Source organism: Sphaerotilus sp., from assembly GCF_041083715.1.
In the GTDB taxonomy this organism is placed as follows: domain Bacteria; phylum Pseudomonadota; class Gammaproteobacteria; order Burkholderiales; family Burkholderiaceae_C; genus Sphaerotilus.
Window position 1 is genome coordinate 1 of the sequence record NZ_JBFPGY010000362.1, and the last position, 17,171, is coordinate 17,171.

The following is a 17,171-nucleotide window of genomic DNA, read 5'->3' on the forward strand; positions in this document are numbered from 1 at the left end:
CGGCACTGACCCACGCCGCACGCCTCTGTGGTCCCTCCCAGGGCCGGGACCAGCCGGATCAGCCGAAATGGCAGATGTAGTGGTAAGGCTCGCCCTCGACCTTGATCTGGAAGCTCGCGTTGCCCGGTACGCCGAACGACTGGCCCGGCCCGAAGGTCTGCCATTCGTTCTGGCCCGGCAGCAGCACGCTGCACGCGCCCGCCACGGTTTCCATGATTTCCGGCGCGCCGGTGTTGAAGGTCAGCGACGCGGGCAGGATCACGCCCACGCTCTTCTTCGTGCCGTCGGCCAGCGTGATGCCGTGCGAGACGCAGCGGCCGTCGAAGTAGACGTTGGCCTTGGTGCCGACGCTGGCGACGCTCAGTTGTTCGTTGCGCATGTCCGGCTCCTCAGGCGGTTTTCTTCGCGGCGGCCTTGCGGGCGGCAGGCTTCTTGGCGGCCGGGGCCTGTTCGGCTGCCGGGGCGGCCTTGGGCGCAGCGGCTTTCTTCGGCGCAGCAGCCTTCTTGGCGACCGGCTTCGGCGCGCGCGCCGCACGGGCGTTCGCGGCGATGCGCAGGCGCAGCGCGTTCAGCTTGATGAAGCCGCCGGCGTCCGCCTGGTTGTAGGCGCCGCCGTCGTCGTCGAAGGTCGAGATCTTCGGGTCGAACAGCGAATCGGTCAGCGACTCGCGGCCCACGCACATGATCGTGCCCTTGTAGAGCTTGAGCTTGACGGTGCCGTTCACGGTCGCCTGCGAGGCGTCGATCAGCCCTTGCAGCAGCACGCGCTCCGGCGCGAACCAGTAGCCGTTGTAGACCATGCGCGCGTAACGCGGCATCAGGTCGTCCTTCAGCGCCAGCACTTCGCGGTCGAGGGTGATCGACTCGATGGCACGGTGGCCGGCCAGCAGGATGGTGCCGCCCGGGGTTTCGTAGCAGCCGCGGCTCTTCATGCCGACGTAGCGGTTCTCGACCTTGTCCAGACGGCCGACGCCGTGCAGGCCGCCGATCTCGTTGAGCTTGCTCAGCACCTGGGCCGGCGACAGCTTCTCGCCGTCGATGGCGACCACGTCCCCCTTCTCGTAGGTCAGCTCGATGGTCTGCGGCTTGTTCGGTGCCTTCTCCGGGCTGCGCGTCAGGCGCCACATGCTGTCTTCGGGCGCGAAGTTCGGGTCTTCGAGGATGCCGCCTTCATAGCTGATGTGCAGCAGGTTGGCGTCCATCGAGTACGGTGCGCCGCCGCCCTTGCGCTTCTTGAAGTCCACGGGGATGCCGTGCTGGTCGGCGTAGGCCAGCATGCTTTCGCGGCTGGACAGCGTCCACTCGCGCCACGGCGCGATGACCTTCACGCCCGGCATCAGCGCATAGGCGCCCAGCTCGAAGCGGACCTGGTCGTTGCCCTTGCCGGTGGCGCCGTGGGAGATGGCGTCGGCTTCGGTCTTCTGGGCGATCTCGACCAGGCGCTTGGCGATCAGCGGGCGGGCGATCGACGTGCCCAGCAGGTACTCGCCTTCGTACAGCGCGTTGGCGCGGAACATCGGGAACACGAAGTCGCGCACGAACTCTTCGCGCAGGTCCTCGATGAAGATGTTCTCGGGCTTGATGCCCATCTTGATGGCCTTGGCGCGGGCCGGCTCGATCTCCTCGCCCTGGCCGATGTCGGCCGTGAAGGTCACGACCTCGCACTGGTACTCGTCCTGGAGCCACTTGAGGATGATGGAGGTGTCCAGACCGCCCGAATAGGCGAGGACGACGCGCTTGATCTGTTGGGACATGGTGACTGCCGCTGATGCGAAATGAGCAAACCTCGATTTTAGGACCGCGCAGCGGCGTTCTCCTAGCGCGGCCGGCCTGTCCCGACCGCGACAGCCCCTGCGGGACGCCCCGATGCCATCCGGCGCGGGACCGGCGTATACCTTGCACATCGTCCGAACTGCGCTGCGAGTCCCCCATGCCCATCCCCGCCGACCGCCCCCACCTGAAGCACTGGCCCAAGCGCCTGCCGCCGGACCTCGTGCTGCCGGAGACCTCGCTCTGGTTCAACCTCGAAGCCAGCGCGCAGCGGTATCCCGACCGCGCCGCCTACCTCTTCTTCGGCCAGCCGCTGACCTTCCGCGCCCTGCACCGCCAGGCCGAGGCGCTGGCCGGCTGGCTGCAGGCGCAGGGCGTGGGCCAGGGCGACCGGGTCGCACTCTTCCTGCAGAACTGCCCGCAGTTCATCGTCGCGTTCTACGCCGTGGTGCGGGCGAACGCGGTGGTCGTTCCGGTGAACCCCATGAACCGGGTCGACGAGTTCGGCCACTACATCACCGACCCCGACACCAAGGTCGTCATCACCAGCGCGGACCTGGCCGCCATCGTCGCCGAGGCCGATGTCCGGCTGCCCGAGGCGCAGCGGCTGCGCGCCATCGTGGTGACGCGCTATGGCGACTACCTCGGCGACGAGGCCGCGGCCGATCCGGCGCTGGCGCCTCCGCCGTCGATCGACGCCTGGCTGCGCGCCACACCGCCCCTGCCCGCCGGCTGCACGCCGCTGGCCGAGGCGCTCGCCGCGGGCCGGACGCCCTCGCCGCACACCAGCGGCCCGGACGACATGGCGCTGCTGCCCTACACCTCCGGCACCACCGGCCTGCCCAAGGGCTGCATCCACACCCACCGCACGCTGATGGCCAACGTCGTCGGCGGTGGACTGTGGAGCTACGCCAGCGCCGAGACGGTGAGCCTGGGCGTCGTGCCCTTCTTCCACATCACGGGGATGCTCTACGGCGTGCTCAGCCCCGTGTGGGGCGGCGCGACGGTGGTGATCCTGCCACGCTGGGACCGCGACCTCGCCGGGCGGCTGATCTCGCACCACCGGATCAGCCACTGGACCTGCATCCCGACCATGGTCATCGACCTGTTCGCCAGCCCGAACTACCGCAGCTTCGACCTGTCGAGCCTGCGCTACCTCTCGGGCGGCGGGGCGGCGATGCCGCAGGCGGTGGCCGAGCGGCTGCTGAGCGAGTTCGGCCTGACCTTCGCGGAAGGCTACGGCCTGACCGAAACCGCCGCGCCCAGCCACGCCAACCCACCCGAGCGCGCCAAGCTGCAGTGCCTGGGCATGCCGATCTTCGGCGTCGATGCGCGGGTGGTCGATCCGGTGACGTTCGAGGAGCTGCCCGTGGGCGAGGTCGGCGAGATCGTGACGAACGGGCCGATGGTGTTCAAGGGCTACTGGAAGCACCCGGGGGCGACCGAGGCCGCGTTCATCGAGCTGCCGGGGGTGCCAGGCAAGCCGTTCTTCCGCACCGGTGACCTGGGGCGCATGGACGACGAGGGCTACTTCTTCATCACCGACCGGCTCAAGCGGATGATCAACGCGAGCGGCTACAAGGTCTGGCCGTCGGAAGTGGAGCTGCTGATGTACCGCCACCCCGCGGTGGCCGAGGCCTGCATCATCGGCACGCAGGACGCCTACCGCGGCGAGACGGTCAAGGCCGTGATCGTGCTGCGCCAGGAAGCGCGTGGCCAGACCACCGAGCAGGACATCATCGACTGGGCCCGCGAGCACATGGCCGCGTACAAGGCACCCAAGCTGGTCGAGTTCGTCGAGGCGCTGCCCAAGTCGGGGACGGGGAAGGTGATGTGGCGGCTGTTGCAGGACAAGGAGCGGGAGCGCCGGGAGTCGGCGGCTGGATAGCGCACCTACCTTTCAGCAAACGATTCAGCGTTTCCAGTCGATCCCGGGCATCGTGCGTCGCATGTACTCGTCGAACAGCGGGACCGTAAACGCGGTTTCCCCATGCTGCGGGCTGTAGATCATCCCTTTCGTGATCAGCTTGGATCTGGTCGGGCCAACGCTGGTGACTTTGACACCGAGTCGGTCCGCGATGTCTCCGGATCGCTTGGCGCCTTCTCCCAAGTCGGCAAGCGCCCTCATATAGCGCTTCTCCGAGGGCGTGCAGCGGTCAAATCGGACGCGGAAGAAGCTCTGATCCAAGGCGCTGATGGCGTTAGCAGTGGCCTTGTCCACGTCCGCCAAGGTGATCGGCGATTTCGGTGCAACGTTCCACACCTCATATCCCCACTGCTGAAGGAAGTAAGGGTAGCCTTTGGTCACGGCAACGATTTTCGCGATGGCATCCGGCTCGTACAGGACATTCATGTCGCGCGCAGGTTGTCGAATGGCCTGTTCAGCGTCCTCAGCACCGAGTGGTCCCACCGGCGGGTAGTCGAACAACCGTTCCGCGTAGGACTTCGACTCCCCCGCCAGACCCAGGATCTGCGGCAGCCCCGCACCGACGACGATCAGCGGCAGATTGAGCTGCGACACCTTGTGCAGCGCCATGATCAGCGCGCTGAACTCCTTCTCGCTCAGGTACTGCATTTCATCGATGCACATGGCGACGGCGGTATTCTTCTCCGCAGCCGCCTCCCCGACAGCAACGAAAAGGTCGGATAGGTCATGTTCCAGGTCGCCACTGTCGGCCGTGCCGGTGGCTGGCTCGATGCCCAGTTCCATGTCGTTCCATGAAATCTTCACCGAACCCATGAAGCTGCGCAGCGTGCGCAGCGCCTTTCGTCCCTTGTCCCCAGCGGCGGCAGAAATGCTGAGCGAGAACAGCAGCTTGCGCATGGATGGAACGATCAGCTCGGGCAAGGTCTTGCCTTCATGTGCCTCAATCAGAACCGACTGGTATCCCAGCTTTTCAGCAAGGCTCTGAAACCGGACCAGCAAGACCGTCTTGCCGACACCGCGCAGACCCACCACGATGAGACTCTTGGATGGCCGTCGGCGCTGGATCCGGACCAGCGCGACCTCGGCTCGTTCGAGAACGTCGTGACGCCCTGCAAGCTCTGGGGGCGGGGTACCTGCTCCGGGAACATAGGGGTTGTCGCGGGCGTCCATGGGTGATCCTTAGTGGTCTATTCCAAGTTTACTGAAAAATTGCCATAAATAGATAAGATCAACCAATTTGATGGGTAAGCACCTACCTGCAATGCGACTGGCTGTCGGTGCCCACAGGCGCCATTGCCCACCGCAACCGTGATTTCCGCCCCCACCACCCCCGATCCAGGAACACAAGTTGCGCGGAAACTGGCTCCATCCCAGACCAGAGAACCGCAAGATGAGCATTACCCTGAGCCGTGCCGAGGTCGAGACCCTGCTGCCGTACATGCGCGACGTGACCCGGTGCGAGATGTCGCTGCGGGAGCTGAACCTGATGTGGAGCCTGATCGAGGCCTCGGCCAAGATGAACTGCCCGCAGGACGCCCGCACCATCCTGCCCACCATGGCCGCGACACGCACCCAGTTCGGGCAGATGGAGCGCAACCTCGTGTCCAGTCTGGTGCTCGAAAAGCTGCGCAATGCCATCGGGCAGATCCAGACCCGCGCGCAGTACGTCATCGACATCGTCGTGCGCAACCTCTACGAGCGCACCGCCGACGTCGGCTTCCTCGCCACCGACCCGGAGCTGTGCAGCTTCGTCGCCCAGCCCGTCGAGGACGAGGGCCGCACCTACCGCCGGCTGCAGGAGTACCGCCACAAGTACACCGTCTACGACGAGATCCTGCTGCTCGACACCACCGGCCAGGTGCTCGCCCAGACCGACGGCAGCTCGCCCGTCGAGTTCAGCCGCGACCCACTGCTGCCCGCTTCGCTGACCAGCGACACCTACCTCGAAACCTTCCGCGCCACCGACCTGCGCCCCGGCTCGCCCCAGGCGCTGATCTACTCGCGGCGCATGCACCGCCCCGGCGCCGCGCAGCCGGTCGGCATGCTGTGCCTGAGCTTCAACTTCCAGCAGGAGATGCAGGGCATCTTCGCTTCCCATGGCGACCCCTCCGGGCGCAGCGTGATGCTGCTGCTCGACGACCGGCACCGCATCATCGCCAGCTCGGACGAGGGCTGGATGCCGCTGGGCGTCACCGTGCCCGTGAACCGCGACCAGCACCCCGGTGCCTTCATCCACCAGGGCCGCCTCTACCTGATCGCCACCCAGGCCTCGCCCGGCTACCAGGGCTACCCAGGGCCGACCGGCTGGCTCGGCCAGGTGATGATGCCGCTGGACGTCGCCTTCGACCAGCCCGACACCAGTGCGACGGACAACCTGCCGCCCCCGCTGCTGCAGGGCCTGCTCTCCCACGCGGGCACGTTCTGCCCGCCGCTGCACGACATCATGGTCGCCGCCCAGCACATCCAGCGCATCGTCTGGAACGGCCAGGTGATGACCGCCGGCAGCGGGCGCGACATGACCCAGCTCAAGACCGTGCTGGAGCAGATCAGCGAGACCGGCCACCGCAGCAGCAAGCTCTTCCGCGAGTCGATCGACGCGCTCTACCAGACCGTGCTCGGCACCGGCCTCACCCAGGCCGGCTACACCGCGCGGCTGCTGGTGGACCTGCTCGACCGCAACCTCTACGAGCGCGCCGACGACTGCCGCTGGTGGGCGCTGAACCCGCAGCTGCGCGAGGGCATGGCCGCGCCGGACGCCGCCGCCTGCGCGTCGATGGCACAGGTGCTCGGCTACATCAACAGCCTCTACACCGTCTACACGCGGCTCTATCTCTACGACGCCCGCGGCACGATCCTCGTCAGCACCGGCACGCCGCTGCCCGAGGGCGCCCGCGTGGAGCCCGACACGCTGGCGCGGGTGACGGCCCTGACCGACACGCAGCACTACCACGTCGAAGGCTTCGGCCCGCACCCGCTCTACGCCGACGCCGCGACCTACGTCTACCACGCCGCCATCCGCCACCCGCAGGACCCGAAGCGGGTGATCGGCGGCATCGGCCTGGTGTTCGACAGCGCGCCGGAGCTGCGCGCGATGCTGGACGGCGCCGTCGCCCTCAAGGCGGACACGCATGCGCTGTTCGTCTCGCCGCAGGGCCGCGTGCTGGCCAGCACGCACCCGGACCACCCGGTCGGCAGCGCCTGGCAACACCCGGGCACGGCCACCGCGGCGGCACGCGGGCAGTTCGAGACCCAGATCGGCGTGCACGCCGGCCAGTACGCGGTGGTCGCCAGCTCGACCTCGGCCGGCTACCGCGAGTTCAAGACCTCGGACGGCCACCGCGACGACGTGCAGGCCGTGGTGATCCGCCACTTCGGTGCCGTGCAGGCACACGACACGGCCGAGCGCGCGGACGATGTGCTGCTGGAGGCCACGCAGGCCGAACACGGCACGGCGCAGGAATACGCCACCTTCTGGCTGGACGGCCAGCTGATGGCGCTGCATGCCCGCCATGTGCTGGAGGCCGTGTCGGCCAGCGAGATGCGCCGCGTGGCGCTGGCACGTGGTGCGAGCTGCGTCGGCATGGTCTCCCGGCAGGCGGCGGGCGAGAGCGGCTACGTCTGGGTCCACGACCTCGCGCAGCTGCTCGGCCGCGCTCCGGCCCGCGGCGACGGCCAGGTCCTCGTGCTGCGCGTCGGCACGCACACCTGCGGCCTGCTGGTGGACGAGCTGCACGCCGTCGCCGAGGTCGAGGACCGCGCCGTGGTGGCCAACCCGCTCGGCGGCGCGCACTGGGTCAGCCACATCATCCGCGCCAACCAGGGACGGGTGGCGATCCAGCTGCTGGATGGGGAGCGGCTGGCCATGTTCGTGCGGCGGCAGGGAGCCGCCGCGGCGTGAGGCGGACAGGGAGAGACGGGCGGACAATCCATGCCCAGCCCTGTCCCTCTCTGCCAAGACCATGCCCACCCCGCTGCACATCCCCACGCCCCTCCTCGAATCCCGCCCTCTGAGCCTGTCCACCGGCCGTGCCGTCTGGCTCAAGATGGAGGCGCTGCAACCCTCTGGCTCGTTCAAGCTGCGCGGCATCGGCCTGGCCTGCCAGACCTACCAGGCGCAGGGCGCACGCCGCTTCGTTGCGTCGTCGGGCGGAAATGCCGGGCTGGCAGTGGCCTGTGCGGGGCGGCGGCTCGGGGTGCCGGTCACGGTCGTGGTGCCGTTGACAACAACGGCGCGGGCGCTGGACCTGCTCGCGCTCGAAGGCGCCGAGGTCATCGTGCACGGCGCCTCCTGGCAGGAGGCCCACGCCCACGCGCTGTCCCTGCTCGACCCCGCCCGCGACGCGATGCTCCACCCTTTCGACGACCCGCTGCTCTGGCAGGGCCACGCCTCGATGGTCGACGAGGTGGGCGCCGCCGGGCTGGTGCCGGACGCGGTGGTGCTGGCGGTCGGCGGCGGCGGGCTGCTGTCCGGGGTGGCCGAGGGGATGCGCCGCCACGGGTGGGACGGCGTGCCGATCCTGGCGGTCGAGACCGAGGGCGCCGCGTCCTTCCATGCGGCGACGCTGGCCGGCCGCCCCGTGCCGCTGGACCGCATCGACAGCGTGGCCACGTCGCTGGGCGCCCGGCAGGTCTGCGAACAGGCGGTGCAGTGGTGGCGCGAACGGCCGGTGCGCAGCGTGCTGGTGTCGGACGCCAGCGCGCTGCACGCCTGCGAGCAGTTCCTGGAGGACCACCGGGTGCTGGTGGAGCCGGCGTGCGGCGCGGCGCTGGCCGCCGTCCATGGCGCCCAGCACGCGGCCGATCTGGCCGGATTCCGTCAGGTGCTGGTCATCGTGTGCGGGGGCGCGACGGCGACACTGGCGCAGATCCAGGCGTGGCGCCACGCCCTGACAGACGCTGCGTGAGCAGGCGTCGATACTCAAGATTGGGAGGTAATCCCCGATAGATAGCCCCAGGTCTCTGTTTTCCAGACCGCATGGGAGCGACTATCGTGCAGAAAACCACCCTCCGTCCCAACGCCCGCCTGCGGCCAACGGCCACCGCGTCGATGACCCTCGTGCTTGGTGCGGCGCTCAGCAGTTGCGGCGGAGGCTCGGGGGACACCGCCACACAGGTGGACAGGAGCTACCAGGTCGAGAGCGGGGTCGCGCAAAAGGGACCGCTCACGATGGGCTCCTCGATCAGCATCAATGAACTCAACCCCACCACGCTGGTCCCGCTCGGCACGAGCTACAACTTCGAGATCCACGACGATTTTGGCAATTTCCAGCCCGCCAACACCATTTTCAAGCAGCGGCTGCTGGAATCCACCGCAACGGGTTATTACCTCGACGAACTCACCGGCCAGGTGTCCGCGGACACCGTGACGCTGCGCGGCATGAGCGACCTGTCGGTCGATCGGGCCATCAACATCAATCTGCTGACCGACCTGTCCAATGCCCGCATCCGGGCGCTCATGACCCAGGCGACCGCACCGCTCGGGTTTTCCGCCGCACGGGCGCAGGCGCAGCGCGAAGTGCTGGCGGCCTTTTCCATCTACAACAGCACCGAACTGTTGGCCGGTGGCACCCAGCCGGCCAGTTTCGGCGAGCTGGACCTGAGCAAGAACCGCAACGCCGACCAGGTGCTGACCGCCTTGTCGGCCGTGGTCACGCAGATTGGTGTCACGGGGGGTGGCATCACCCGCTTCATCAACCAGTTCGAGAAAGACCTGGCAGACGACGGCCAGATCAACAACTCCCCGAAATTCGCCACCCCGCTGGCGCCACAGATGAGCGCCGCCTACAAGGCGGTCGATTTCGATCGGCTGGCCATCAATCTCAACAGTTTCTACAACACCACGCTCTACACGGCCGAGTCCCTGTCCCGGTGGGTGGACACCTCGGGCGGTGTGGACAAGGTCATCGACCGCAACAAGAGCGAGGCGGCGAATGTGGTGGCCAACACGGAAAGCAAGTCGCCCGTCTATGTCGCCGGGAGTGACGACAATGGGCAGTGCCTGTCGGCATCGACGGGCAGCAAGCTCTACCAGAACGGAAGACTGGTCGCCTCCGCCACGGTCAAGGCGCTCAAGGGCGAGCAGTACACCATCGGACTCACCGGCTCGGCCACGCAGGCGGAGGTGGTGGGCTATCTGCAGCGCAGCGCCCCGACCGCCGGAGCCTGTCCGACGACCCTGCCCGTGGCCGGGGTCACCAATCTGGCCCTGCATTCCATTTCCATCGCAGGCGTCATCGATGCCAGAACGATTCTCGACGTCTACGAAAACCATCTGCCGGAGGACAAGAAAGACGCCTCCGTCTACGTCCTGCGAGGGGACGGCAGCATCTGGTACTGGAATTCCAGCACACGCGGCGTCCCCACGCTGCTGTTCAAGGACGCCACGGTCACGAGATTCATTCCGAACAGCGACGGCGAAGTCCGCGTCCTGCTGAAGAGCGGCCTCACCGGCACCGTCAAGCTGGTCTACAACACCCGGCTGCTCAAATGGACCGCGGGTGTATTGAAAGACACCAGCACGCAGGTGTGCAACACCCCCCTGCCCGACAGCAGCTCCGTCGCGCTGAAGAAGGACGGCAAGATCTGGGTGAAAGGCAGCAACACCAATGGCCAGCTGGGAGACGGGACGGTATTCCCGGTCGTCGTCGAGAAGACCATCGGCGCCAACTACGCCAGCATCGTCTGCACGGGCCGCTACGCCAATGCTGCCACGGCGCCAGGCATTCTGGCGCTGAAAAAGGACGGCACCCTGGTGGCCTGGGGTGGCAACACGTCGGGCGTCCTGGGAGACGGAACGACCACCAACATCCTGGCGCCCAAGACCATTGGCACCGGGTTTTCGAGCCTCCAGAGCAACGGCACATCGACCATCGCGCTGAAACTGGATGGCAGCCTCTGGAGCTGGGGAAGCAATTCGGTGTCCGGCGCATCCACTGGATCCGGCGACCAGGCGTCCGGCTTGTTGGGCAATGGCACCAACACGGCCTCGCTCGTCCCCCAGAAAATCGGAGCCGACTACCGGTCGTTCTCTCTCGCCGGAGGGGACCGGGCCATCGCGACAAAAACCAATGGGGATCTGTGGGCCTGGGGGAACAATGCGGCAGCCCTCATCGGCAGCAGCGGCAATCTGTACAGCCCCATGCCGCTGGACCCGGGGTTCGTCTCCATCCAGAGCGATGAAGTGACCGCCAGCGGTGCGCCGAACATCGCGTTCGGATTCAAGAAGGACGGCAGCGCCTGGGGCTGGAGCGCCAATGCGGCAGGGCAACTGGGCAACGGTTCCACCACCCCCAGCACCACCGCACCGCTGCTGATCGGCGCTGGCTACCGGAAGCTCCTGGGTCAGGGCGACCATGTGTTCGGCATCAAGACCGACGGCACCCTCTGGGCCTGGGGCAGCAATGCCTGGGGGCAATTCGGCGATGGCACGACCAGCGACAGCCTGACGCCGAGGCAGATCGTGCTGCCCTGACGGGCCGGGGAACGCGCGGGGCTCAGCCCTCTTCCACCTCGCCCTGCGCCGGCGGCACCCGCACCACCGTCACCGTGCAGTCCGCCTGCGCCACCACCTCGGACGACACGCTGCCCAGGTAGCGCCGCAGCGCCGAACTCGCCCGCGCGCCCATGACGATGTGGTCGACCTGCGTGCGGCGGGCGAACTCGACGATCGCCGTGGCCGGATCCGGTGCCTCCAGCACGTGGAAGGTCAGCAGGCCGGTGCCCAGGCCGAGACCATGCGCGATCGGGCGCGCCCAGTGCTTCAGGCCGACGAGCTGCTTGACGTGCAGGCTCTGGCCCGCCTTGTCGGTCAGCTCGTCCATCCCGATGCGGTTGGTCCTCATCACGCCCACGCAGGCCAGCCGCGCGCCCGGCTCGGTCGCGACGATGCGCCGCACCGTCTCGCGCAGCAGGTCCAGCAGCGGCTCGGCCGCGTTGTCGACGTCGACCGCGGCCAGGATGATCGGCGCCCGCTTGAGCTGGTCGCCCACCGAGCCGCGCACCGACGGCTCCGCCCCCAGCGCGGAGAACCAGCGCCGCCAGGTCTGCAGCTTGCTGGGGACGCCGTCCCGGGTGGCGCGCTCGGTGAGCGGCATCTGGTCCGGGTGCAGCAGGTCGTGGGCGAGGTGCGCAGCGCTCGGGTGGCGCTGGTCGGCCTGGACCTCCAGGCAGCGCAGGATGATCTCCTGCAGCCACGGCGGGCAGTCCGGCCGGTGGCGGCGCGGCGCGATGGGCTGCTGGTAGAGCCGCTCGCGCAGGCCACGCACGCTGTCGGGTGAGCCGAACGGGCGCTGGCCGGTCGTCAGGTGGTAGAGCATCACGCCGAGCGCGAACAGGTCCGCGCGCGGCTCGCTGCGCAGGAACTGCACCTGCTCGGGCGACATGTACGGCCCCGTGCCCATCGGCAGGTTGAACTCCTCGTCGAGCAGGTCGGGCAGGTGGTCATGCCGGCTCAGGCCGAAGTCGACCAGCACCGCCTCGCCGGTCGGGCGGAACAGGATGTTGCTCGGCTTCACGTCGAGGTGGATGACGTGCTGGCGGTGCAGGTCGTGCAGCGCGGTCGCTGCGCGCGCGCCGATGCGGGCGATCTCGTCGATCGGCAGCGGCGCCTCGTCCAGCCGCGGGCGCAGCGAGTCGCCGGGGATGTGCTCCATGACGATGTAGGGCCGGGTCGCGAAGTCGCCCTTGGCGATGAAGCGCGGCACGTGCACGCCCTTGAGCATCGGCAGGATCATCATCTCGACCTCGAAGCCGACGATGGTCGCAGGATCCTCGCCGCCCTTGATGCGCGGCACCTTCATCAGCATCGGGCTGTGGTGCTCCGGGTGGGAGACACGCCAGAGGTTGGCCATGCCGCCCTGGTGCACCCGCTCTTCCAGCAGGAAGCCATCGACCATCTCGCCGGCCGAGAAATTCACCATCCCGCCCTGCATGTCACGTCCCCTGGTGCAGTCGATCGCCCAATGCGCGCGGCAGGCCGGCCGCGATGATCTTGGCGGCGGTGGCGTCGTGGTCGTACGGCACGCGGTGGAAGGTGAGCGTCAGCCGCGCCAGATCGAACATCGCCCATGCGGCGGCCGGATTGCCGTCGCGCGGCTGTCCGGCCGCCCCCGGCAGCGCCAGCCACTGCCGATGCCCCGGCACCGGCACGGCCACGCCGGGCACGGGCGTGAAGTTGGCGATCTTGCCGGTGCTGGAGAGGTGGTAGAGGGCAGGCTGGTGGACGTGGCCGCAGAAGGTGTGGCGCGCCTCGGTGGCCATCATGCTGCGCACGGCTTCGTTGCGACCGAGGATGTAGTCCCAGGCGGGCGGCGCGTAGGCGTTGGCGTGGACGAACAGGCAACCCAGGTCTTCGCGGGTGTAGGGCAGCGCGCCGAGGAAATCGAGCTGCGCGGGTGTGAGCTGCGCGCGGGTCCACTCGACGGCGCGGCGGGCATCCTCGACCAGGTGGTCGCTCGGGCCGCGGGCGACGGCCTCGTCGTGGTTGCCGCGCACGGCGATGGCGCCCTGCGAGACGAGGTCCTGCACCTGCTCCACCACCCAGCCCGGATCGGCACCGTAGCCGACGAAGTCGCCGAGGAAGGCGAGCCGGTCGGCGCCGTGCAGGTGCGCCTGTTCGAGGCAGGCTTCGAAGGCCTCGCGGTTGGCGTGGATGTCGGTGATGAGGGCGAGCTTCATGGGGGGTCCATCTCGTGTTGTGTACATGCGCCGAACGTGAAAACTGTAACGCATCCCCCCGACCTAAAATCGCTCTCGTCTTATCGACCTCCTTCCCCCACCCAATGAACGACCTGCCATTCCCCTCCGAATCGATCGACCGACGCGCAGCCCGGCGATGCGATGTGCTGGTCATCGGCGGCGGCCCCGCCGGATCGACGCTGGCGACCCTGCTCGCCCGCCGCGGGCGGCAGGTCACGGTGATCGAGAAAGCCCACCACCCGCGCTTCCACATCGGCGAATCGCTGCTGCCGGCGAACGTTTCCCTGTTCGACGACCTGGGCGTGCGCGCCGAGGTCGAGGCGATCGGCATGCCGAAGTGGGGCGTCGAGTTCGTGTCGCAGGACCACGCGCACCGCAGCTACCTGGAGTTCGGCGACGCACTCGACAAGTCGATGCCGTACGCGTGGCAGGTGCGCCGCTCGGACCTCGACGAGATCCTGTTCCGCCAGGCCGCCAAGGCGGGTGCGACGACACTCGAAGGCCACCGGGCACGGGGTGTCGCGTTCGACGGCGAGGGTGCGAACGTCGAGATCGAGTGCGACGACGGTGCCCGGCAGACCTGGCGCTGCAGCTATGTCGTCGATGCCACCGGCCGCGACACCCTGCTCGCCAACAAGTTCAAGTCGAAGCAGAAGCACCCGGACCATGCCAGCTCGGCGCTCTATGGCCACTTCGCCAACGCCCGCCGCCTCGCAGGCAGGAAGGAAGGCAACATCACGATCCTGTGGTTTGCCCACGGCTGGTTCTGGTTCATCCCGCTCGCGGACGGCACCACCAGCGTCGGTGCGGTCGCCTGGCCGCACTACATGCAGTCGCGCAGGAAGCCGCTGCTGGCGTTCTTCCACGACACGATCGCGCTGTGCCCCGAACTCGCGGACCGGCTCAAGGACGCGACGCTGGTCGATGACCAGGTCCACGCGACGGGCAACTACTCGTACACCGGCGCCCACTGCACCGGCGAGCGCTACGCCCTGCTCGGCGACGCCTTCGCCTTCATCGACCCGGTGTTCTCCTCGGGCGTCTATCTGGCGATGCAGAGCGCCTACGCCGCGCTGCCGCTGGTGGAAGCCTCGCTGGACAAGCACCCTTCGGCGTGCACCGTCGAGCGCGCCGAATTCGAGCAGTTCATGCGCGCCGGGCCGAAGGAGTTCAGCTGGTTCATCTTCCGCGTCACCAACCCGACGATGCGCGAGTTCTTCATGGCGCCGCAGAACCCGCTGCGCATGAAGGAGGCGCTGCTGACGGTGCTGGCCGGCGACATCTACGGCCAGACGCCGTTCCGCCGCCCGCTGGCCGCGTTCAAGAGCCTGTACTGGATGGTGTCGCTGGCGCACCCGCTGCGCACCTGGCGGGCGTGGCGGCGGCGACAGCACAACCTCCGCGAGGTCGAGGTGGCGTCCGCGTGACCTTGCTGTTCGAACGTCGGCCCCGCAGCGCCGACCTGCCCCGCGCCACGGGCGTCCCTCCGCTCGGCCAGCGCGATCTGCTCCCTGGCGTCGGTCAGGCCGGTCTGCCCGCCCTGCTGCATCCGGCCTGCGCCATCACCGAATGCTGGACCAGCGCCAGCCCGGTCCGCCACGGCCGCACCGGGCTGATCCGCCACCAGGACGACGGCCAGTGGCTCTATGGCGAGGCGGTCCTGCCGATGCCCGCGACCGGCGCAGCGCTGCAGACCTTGACCCACCAGCTCTACACCGACCTGTTCCGCACGCTGCGCGGACACGGCGGACCGCACCTGCTCAAGCTCTGGAACTACCTGCCGCACCTCAACGCCGAGCGGGACGGGCTGGAGGTCTACCGCCACTTCAACATCGGGCGCCAGCAGGCCTTCCTGGACGCGGAGGCAGCGGCCTTCGAGGGTGCCCCGGCCGCCTGCGCGCTGGGCACGGCGGATGGGCCGCTCTCGCTGACCTTTCTCGCCGGACCGCAGGCCCCACGCCCGGTCGAGAACCCGCGCCAGACCAGCGCCTACCACTACCCCGCCACCTACGGCCCGCGCAGCCCCACCTTCTCGCGCGCCACGCTGGCCGCACTCGCACCGGGGCGGGAGACGCTGTTCGTCTCGGGCACGGCCAGCATCGTCGGCCATGCCTCGGTGCACCTGGGGGATGTCGTGCAGCAGACGCAGGAAACCCTGCGCAACCTGCGCGCCGTGCTCGACGCGGCCCACGCCACCACCACCGCCCGCTTCGCGCTGGACCAGCTCGCGCACACCGTCTACGTGCGCCACGCCGCTGATCTGGATGCCGTGCGCACGGTGTTCGAGCAAGCCGTGGGCGCGGACTCGCCGGCCGCATGCGGGGCGGTCTACCTGCGGGCGGATGTCTGCCGCAGCGAGCTGCTGGTCGAGATCGAATGCCATGGAGAGGCACCACGATGACGATGCAGCCGCCACCACACTCCGGCTCGGCACTGGCCGCGCTCACCCTCGCCCTGGCCACCCTGCCCGCCCATGCGGCCGACACCGGCAGCGACGCCCCGCGCCGCCCGCTGTGGGAGCTGGGGGCGGGCGTTGCCGCGGTGCAGTTGCCCGACTATGCCGGCGCCGATGTGTCGCACCGCTACCTGCTGCCGGTGCCCTACGTCGTCTACCGCGGCCAGTGGCTGCGCGCGGACCGCGAAGGCGCACGCGCCGTGCTGATCGACACCCCTGGCTGGGAGCTGACCCTGAGCGCCCACGCCTCGGCGCCGGTGCGCAGCCACGACAACCCGGCGCGGCTCGGCATGGCGAATCTGCCCGCGACCGTGGAACTCGGCCCGAAGCTCGCCACGCAGCTCTGGACAGCGGCGGACGGTTCCGCCCGCCTGAGCGCGGACCTGCCGCTGCGCGCGGTCATCGGCCTGACACGGGGGGTCCCGATGCTCGGCACCGTGCTGACCCCGACCCTGAATCTGGATCTGCCCCGGTGGTCGTCTGGCTGGAATCTGGGCCTGCAGACCGGCCCGACATGGGGCTCGCAGCCACTGCATGCCCATTTCTACGGCGTGTCGGCGGCAGACGCGACCGCCGCGCGCCCGGCCTACACCGCCCGCGGCGGCTACGCCGGCTGGCAGGCCCTGGCGGCGGTGTCGCAGCGCTTCGACCACACGTGGATCGGCGCGTTCGTGCGCGTCGAGCGGCTCGACGGCGCGGCCTTTGCCGACAGTCCGCTGGTGCGCCAGCGCCAGGCCGTGGCGGCGGGGGTGGCCGTCGCCTGGGTGCTGGCCAGCTCATCGCAGGAGGCCCGCTCGGATGACTGAACCCCGCCGACCGCCCCTGCCCGTGCGCCTGCTGCTGACGCCCTGGCTGCTGCTGCTGCTGTGCTGGCTCGGCGTGCTGTCGCTGGCCTGGAACCTGGTGGCCGTGCTGCTGCACCCGCTGCTGCCGGAAGCGCGTGGCCGGGCGATCGGGCAATCGGGCGTGTCGTGGGTGTACCGGATCTTCTGGGCCAGCGCACGGCTGAGCGGCCTGCTGCGCATCGACAACACCGCCCTCGCCGCGCTGCGCGACGAGCCGGGCGGGCTGGTCATCGCGGCCAACCACCCGAGCCTGCTCGATGCGCTGCTCATCATCGCGCGGGTGCCGCGCACGGTCTGCATCATGAAGGCCTCGCTGATGGGCAACGTGTTCCTCGGCGCCGGCGCGCGGCTGGCCCGCTACATCGCCAACGACTCGCCGCGGCACATGATCCGCGGCGCCGTCGAGCGGCTGAAGGCGGGCGACCACCTCGTGCTCTTCCCCGAAGGCACGCGCAGCCCCTCGCCGACGCAGATCCAC

Annotated in this window: 13 protein-coding genes; 8 read left to right on the forward strand and 5 right to left on the reverse strand. The window is 68.8% G+C overall.

Annotated features, from left to right (window positions below; all coding sequences use genetic code 11):
• Positions 1-58 precede the first annotated feature (58 nt).
• Together ppnP and AB3X43_RS17095 are read right to left on the reverse strand one after the other, a co-directional pair.
• Entirely contained in the window at positions 59-379 is a 321-nt protein-coding gene (gene ppnP / locus AB3X43_RS17090) for a pyrimidine/purine nucleoside phosphorylase (RefSeq protein ID WP_369431075.1), read from the reverse strand.
• A 10-nt stretch (positions 380-389) separates the two neighbouring features.
• Positions 390-1,754 carry an argininosuccinate synthase gene (locus AB3X43_RS17095; RefSeq protein ID WP_369431076.1) on the reverse strand — a complete coding sequence of 455 codons (1,365 nt, stop codon included), beginning with the start codon at positions 1,752-1,754 and terminating at the stop codon, positions 390-392.
• Between the two features lie 176 nt (positions 1,755-1,930).
• On the opposite strand from AB3X43_RS17095, the gene AB3X43_RS17100 reads away from it, so the two are divergent.
• Complete coding sequence (locus tag AB3X43_RS17100; protein ID WP_369431077.1) at positions 1,931-3,658, forward strand: long-chain fatty acid--CoA ligase; 1,728 nt, start codon at positions 1,931-1,933, stop codon at positions 3,656-3,658.
• A 24-nt stretch (positions 3,659-3,682) separates the two neighbouring features.
• Here AB3X43_RS17100 and AB3X43_RS17105 read toward each other — a convergent pair whose 3' ends face one another.
• Entirely contained in the window at positions 3,683-4,867 is a 1,185-nt protein-coding gene (locus tag AB3X43_RS17105) for an AAA family ATPase (RefSeq protein ID WP_369431078.1), read from the reverse strand.
• 220 nt (positions 4,868-5,087) lie between these two features.
• Between AB3X43_RS17105 and AB3X43_RS17110 the strand changes: the two genes are divergently transcribed.
• From AB3X43_RS17110 to AB3X43_RS17120, 3 genes are all read left to right on the forward strand, one after another.
• Positions 5,088-7,595 carry a chemotaxis protein CheW gene (locus AB3X43_RS17110; protein WP_369431079.1) on the forward strand — a complete coding sequence of 836 codons (2,508 nt, stop codon included), beginning with the start codon at positions 5,088-5,090 and terminating at the stop codon, positions 7,593-7,595.
• 61 nt (positions 7,596-7,656) lie between these two features.
• Positions 7,657-8,601 carry a pyridoxal-phosphate dependent enzyme gene (locus tag AB3X43_RS17115; RefSeq protein WP_369431080.1) on the forward strand — a complete coding sequence of 315 codons (945 nt, stop codon included), beginning with the start codon at positions 7,657-7,659 and terminating at the stop codon, positions 8,599-8,601.
• Positions 8,602-8,687: 86 nt separating this feature from the next.
• Positions 8,688-11,168 carry a hypothetical protein gene (locus AB3X43_RS17120; RefSeq protein ID WP_369431081.1) on the forward strand — a complete coding sequence of 827 codons (2,481 nt, stop codon included), beginning with the start codon at positions 8,688-8,690 and terminating at the stop codon, positions 11,166-11,168.
• Positions 11,169-11,190: 22 nt separating this feature from the next.
• Here AB3X43_RS17120 and AB3X43_RS17125 read toward each other — a convergent pair whose 3' ends face one another.
• Together AB3X43_RS17125 and AB3X43_RS17130 are read right to left on the reverse strand one after the other, a co-directional pair.
• The gene (locus AB3X43_RS17125) at positions 11,191-12,627 is read right to left on the reverse strand and encodes a serine/threonine protein kinase (RefSeq protein ID WP_369431082.1); all 1,437 of its coding nucleotides are present in this window, start codon (positions 12,625-12,627) and stop codon (positions 11,191-11,193) included.
• 1 nt (position 12,628) lies between these two features.
• Positions 12,629-13,372, reverse strand: coding sequence for a metallophosphoesterase family protein (locus AB3X43_RS17130; RefSeq protein WP_369431083.1), 744 nt, complete (start codon positions 13,370-13,372; stop codon positions 12,629-12,631).
• 104 nt (positions 13,373-13,476) lie between these two features.
• On the opposite strand from AB3X43_RS17130, the gene AB3X43_RS17135 reads away from it, so the two are divergent.
• The 4 genes from AB3X43_RS17135 to AB3X43_RS17150 all read left to right on the forward strand — a co-directional run.
• Positions 13,477-14,820 (forward strand): NAD(P)/FAD-dependent oxidoreductase, encoded by a 1,344-nt coding sequence (locus AB3X43_RS17135; protein WP_369431084.1) that lies wholly within the window; start codon positions 13,477-13,479, stop codon positions 14,818-14,820.
• Entirely contained in the window at positions 14,817-15,794 is a 978-nt protein-coding gene (locus AB3X43_RS17140) for a chorismate transformation FkbO/Hyg5 family protein (protein WP_369431085.1), read from the forward strand. Before AB3X43_RS17135 ends, AB3X43_RS17140 begins: the two co-directional genes overlap by 4 nt.
• Positions 15,791-16,654, forward strand: a complete 864-nt coding sequence (locus AB3X43_RS17145) for a MipA/OmpV family protein (protein ID WP_369431086.1) — start codon at positions 15,791-15,793, stop codon at positions 16,652-16,654. The genes AB3X43_RS17140 and AB3X43_RS17145 overlap by 4 nt, the downstream gene beginning before the upstream one ends.
• A partial coding sequence (locus AB3X43_RS17150; RefSeq protein ID WP_369431087.1) for a lysophospholipid acyltransferase family protein occupies positions 16,647-17,171 on the forward strand: 525 nt, incomplete at its 3' end. The genes AB3X43_RS17145 and AB3X43_RS17150, both read left to right, overlap by 8 nt.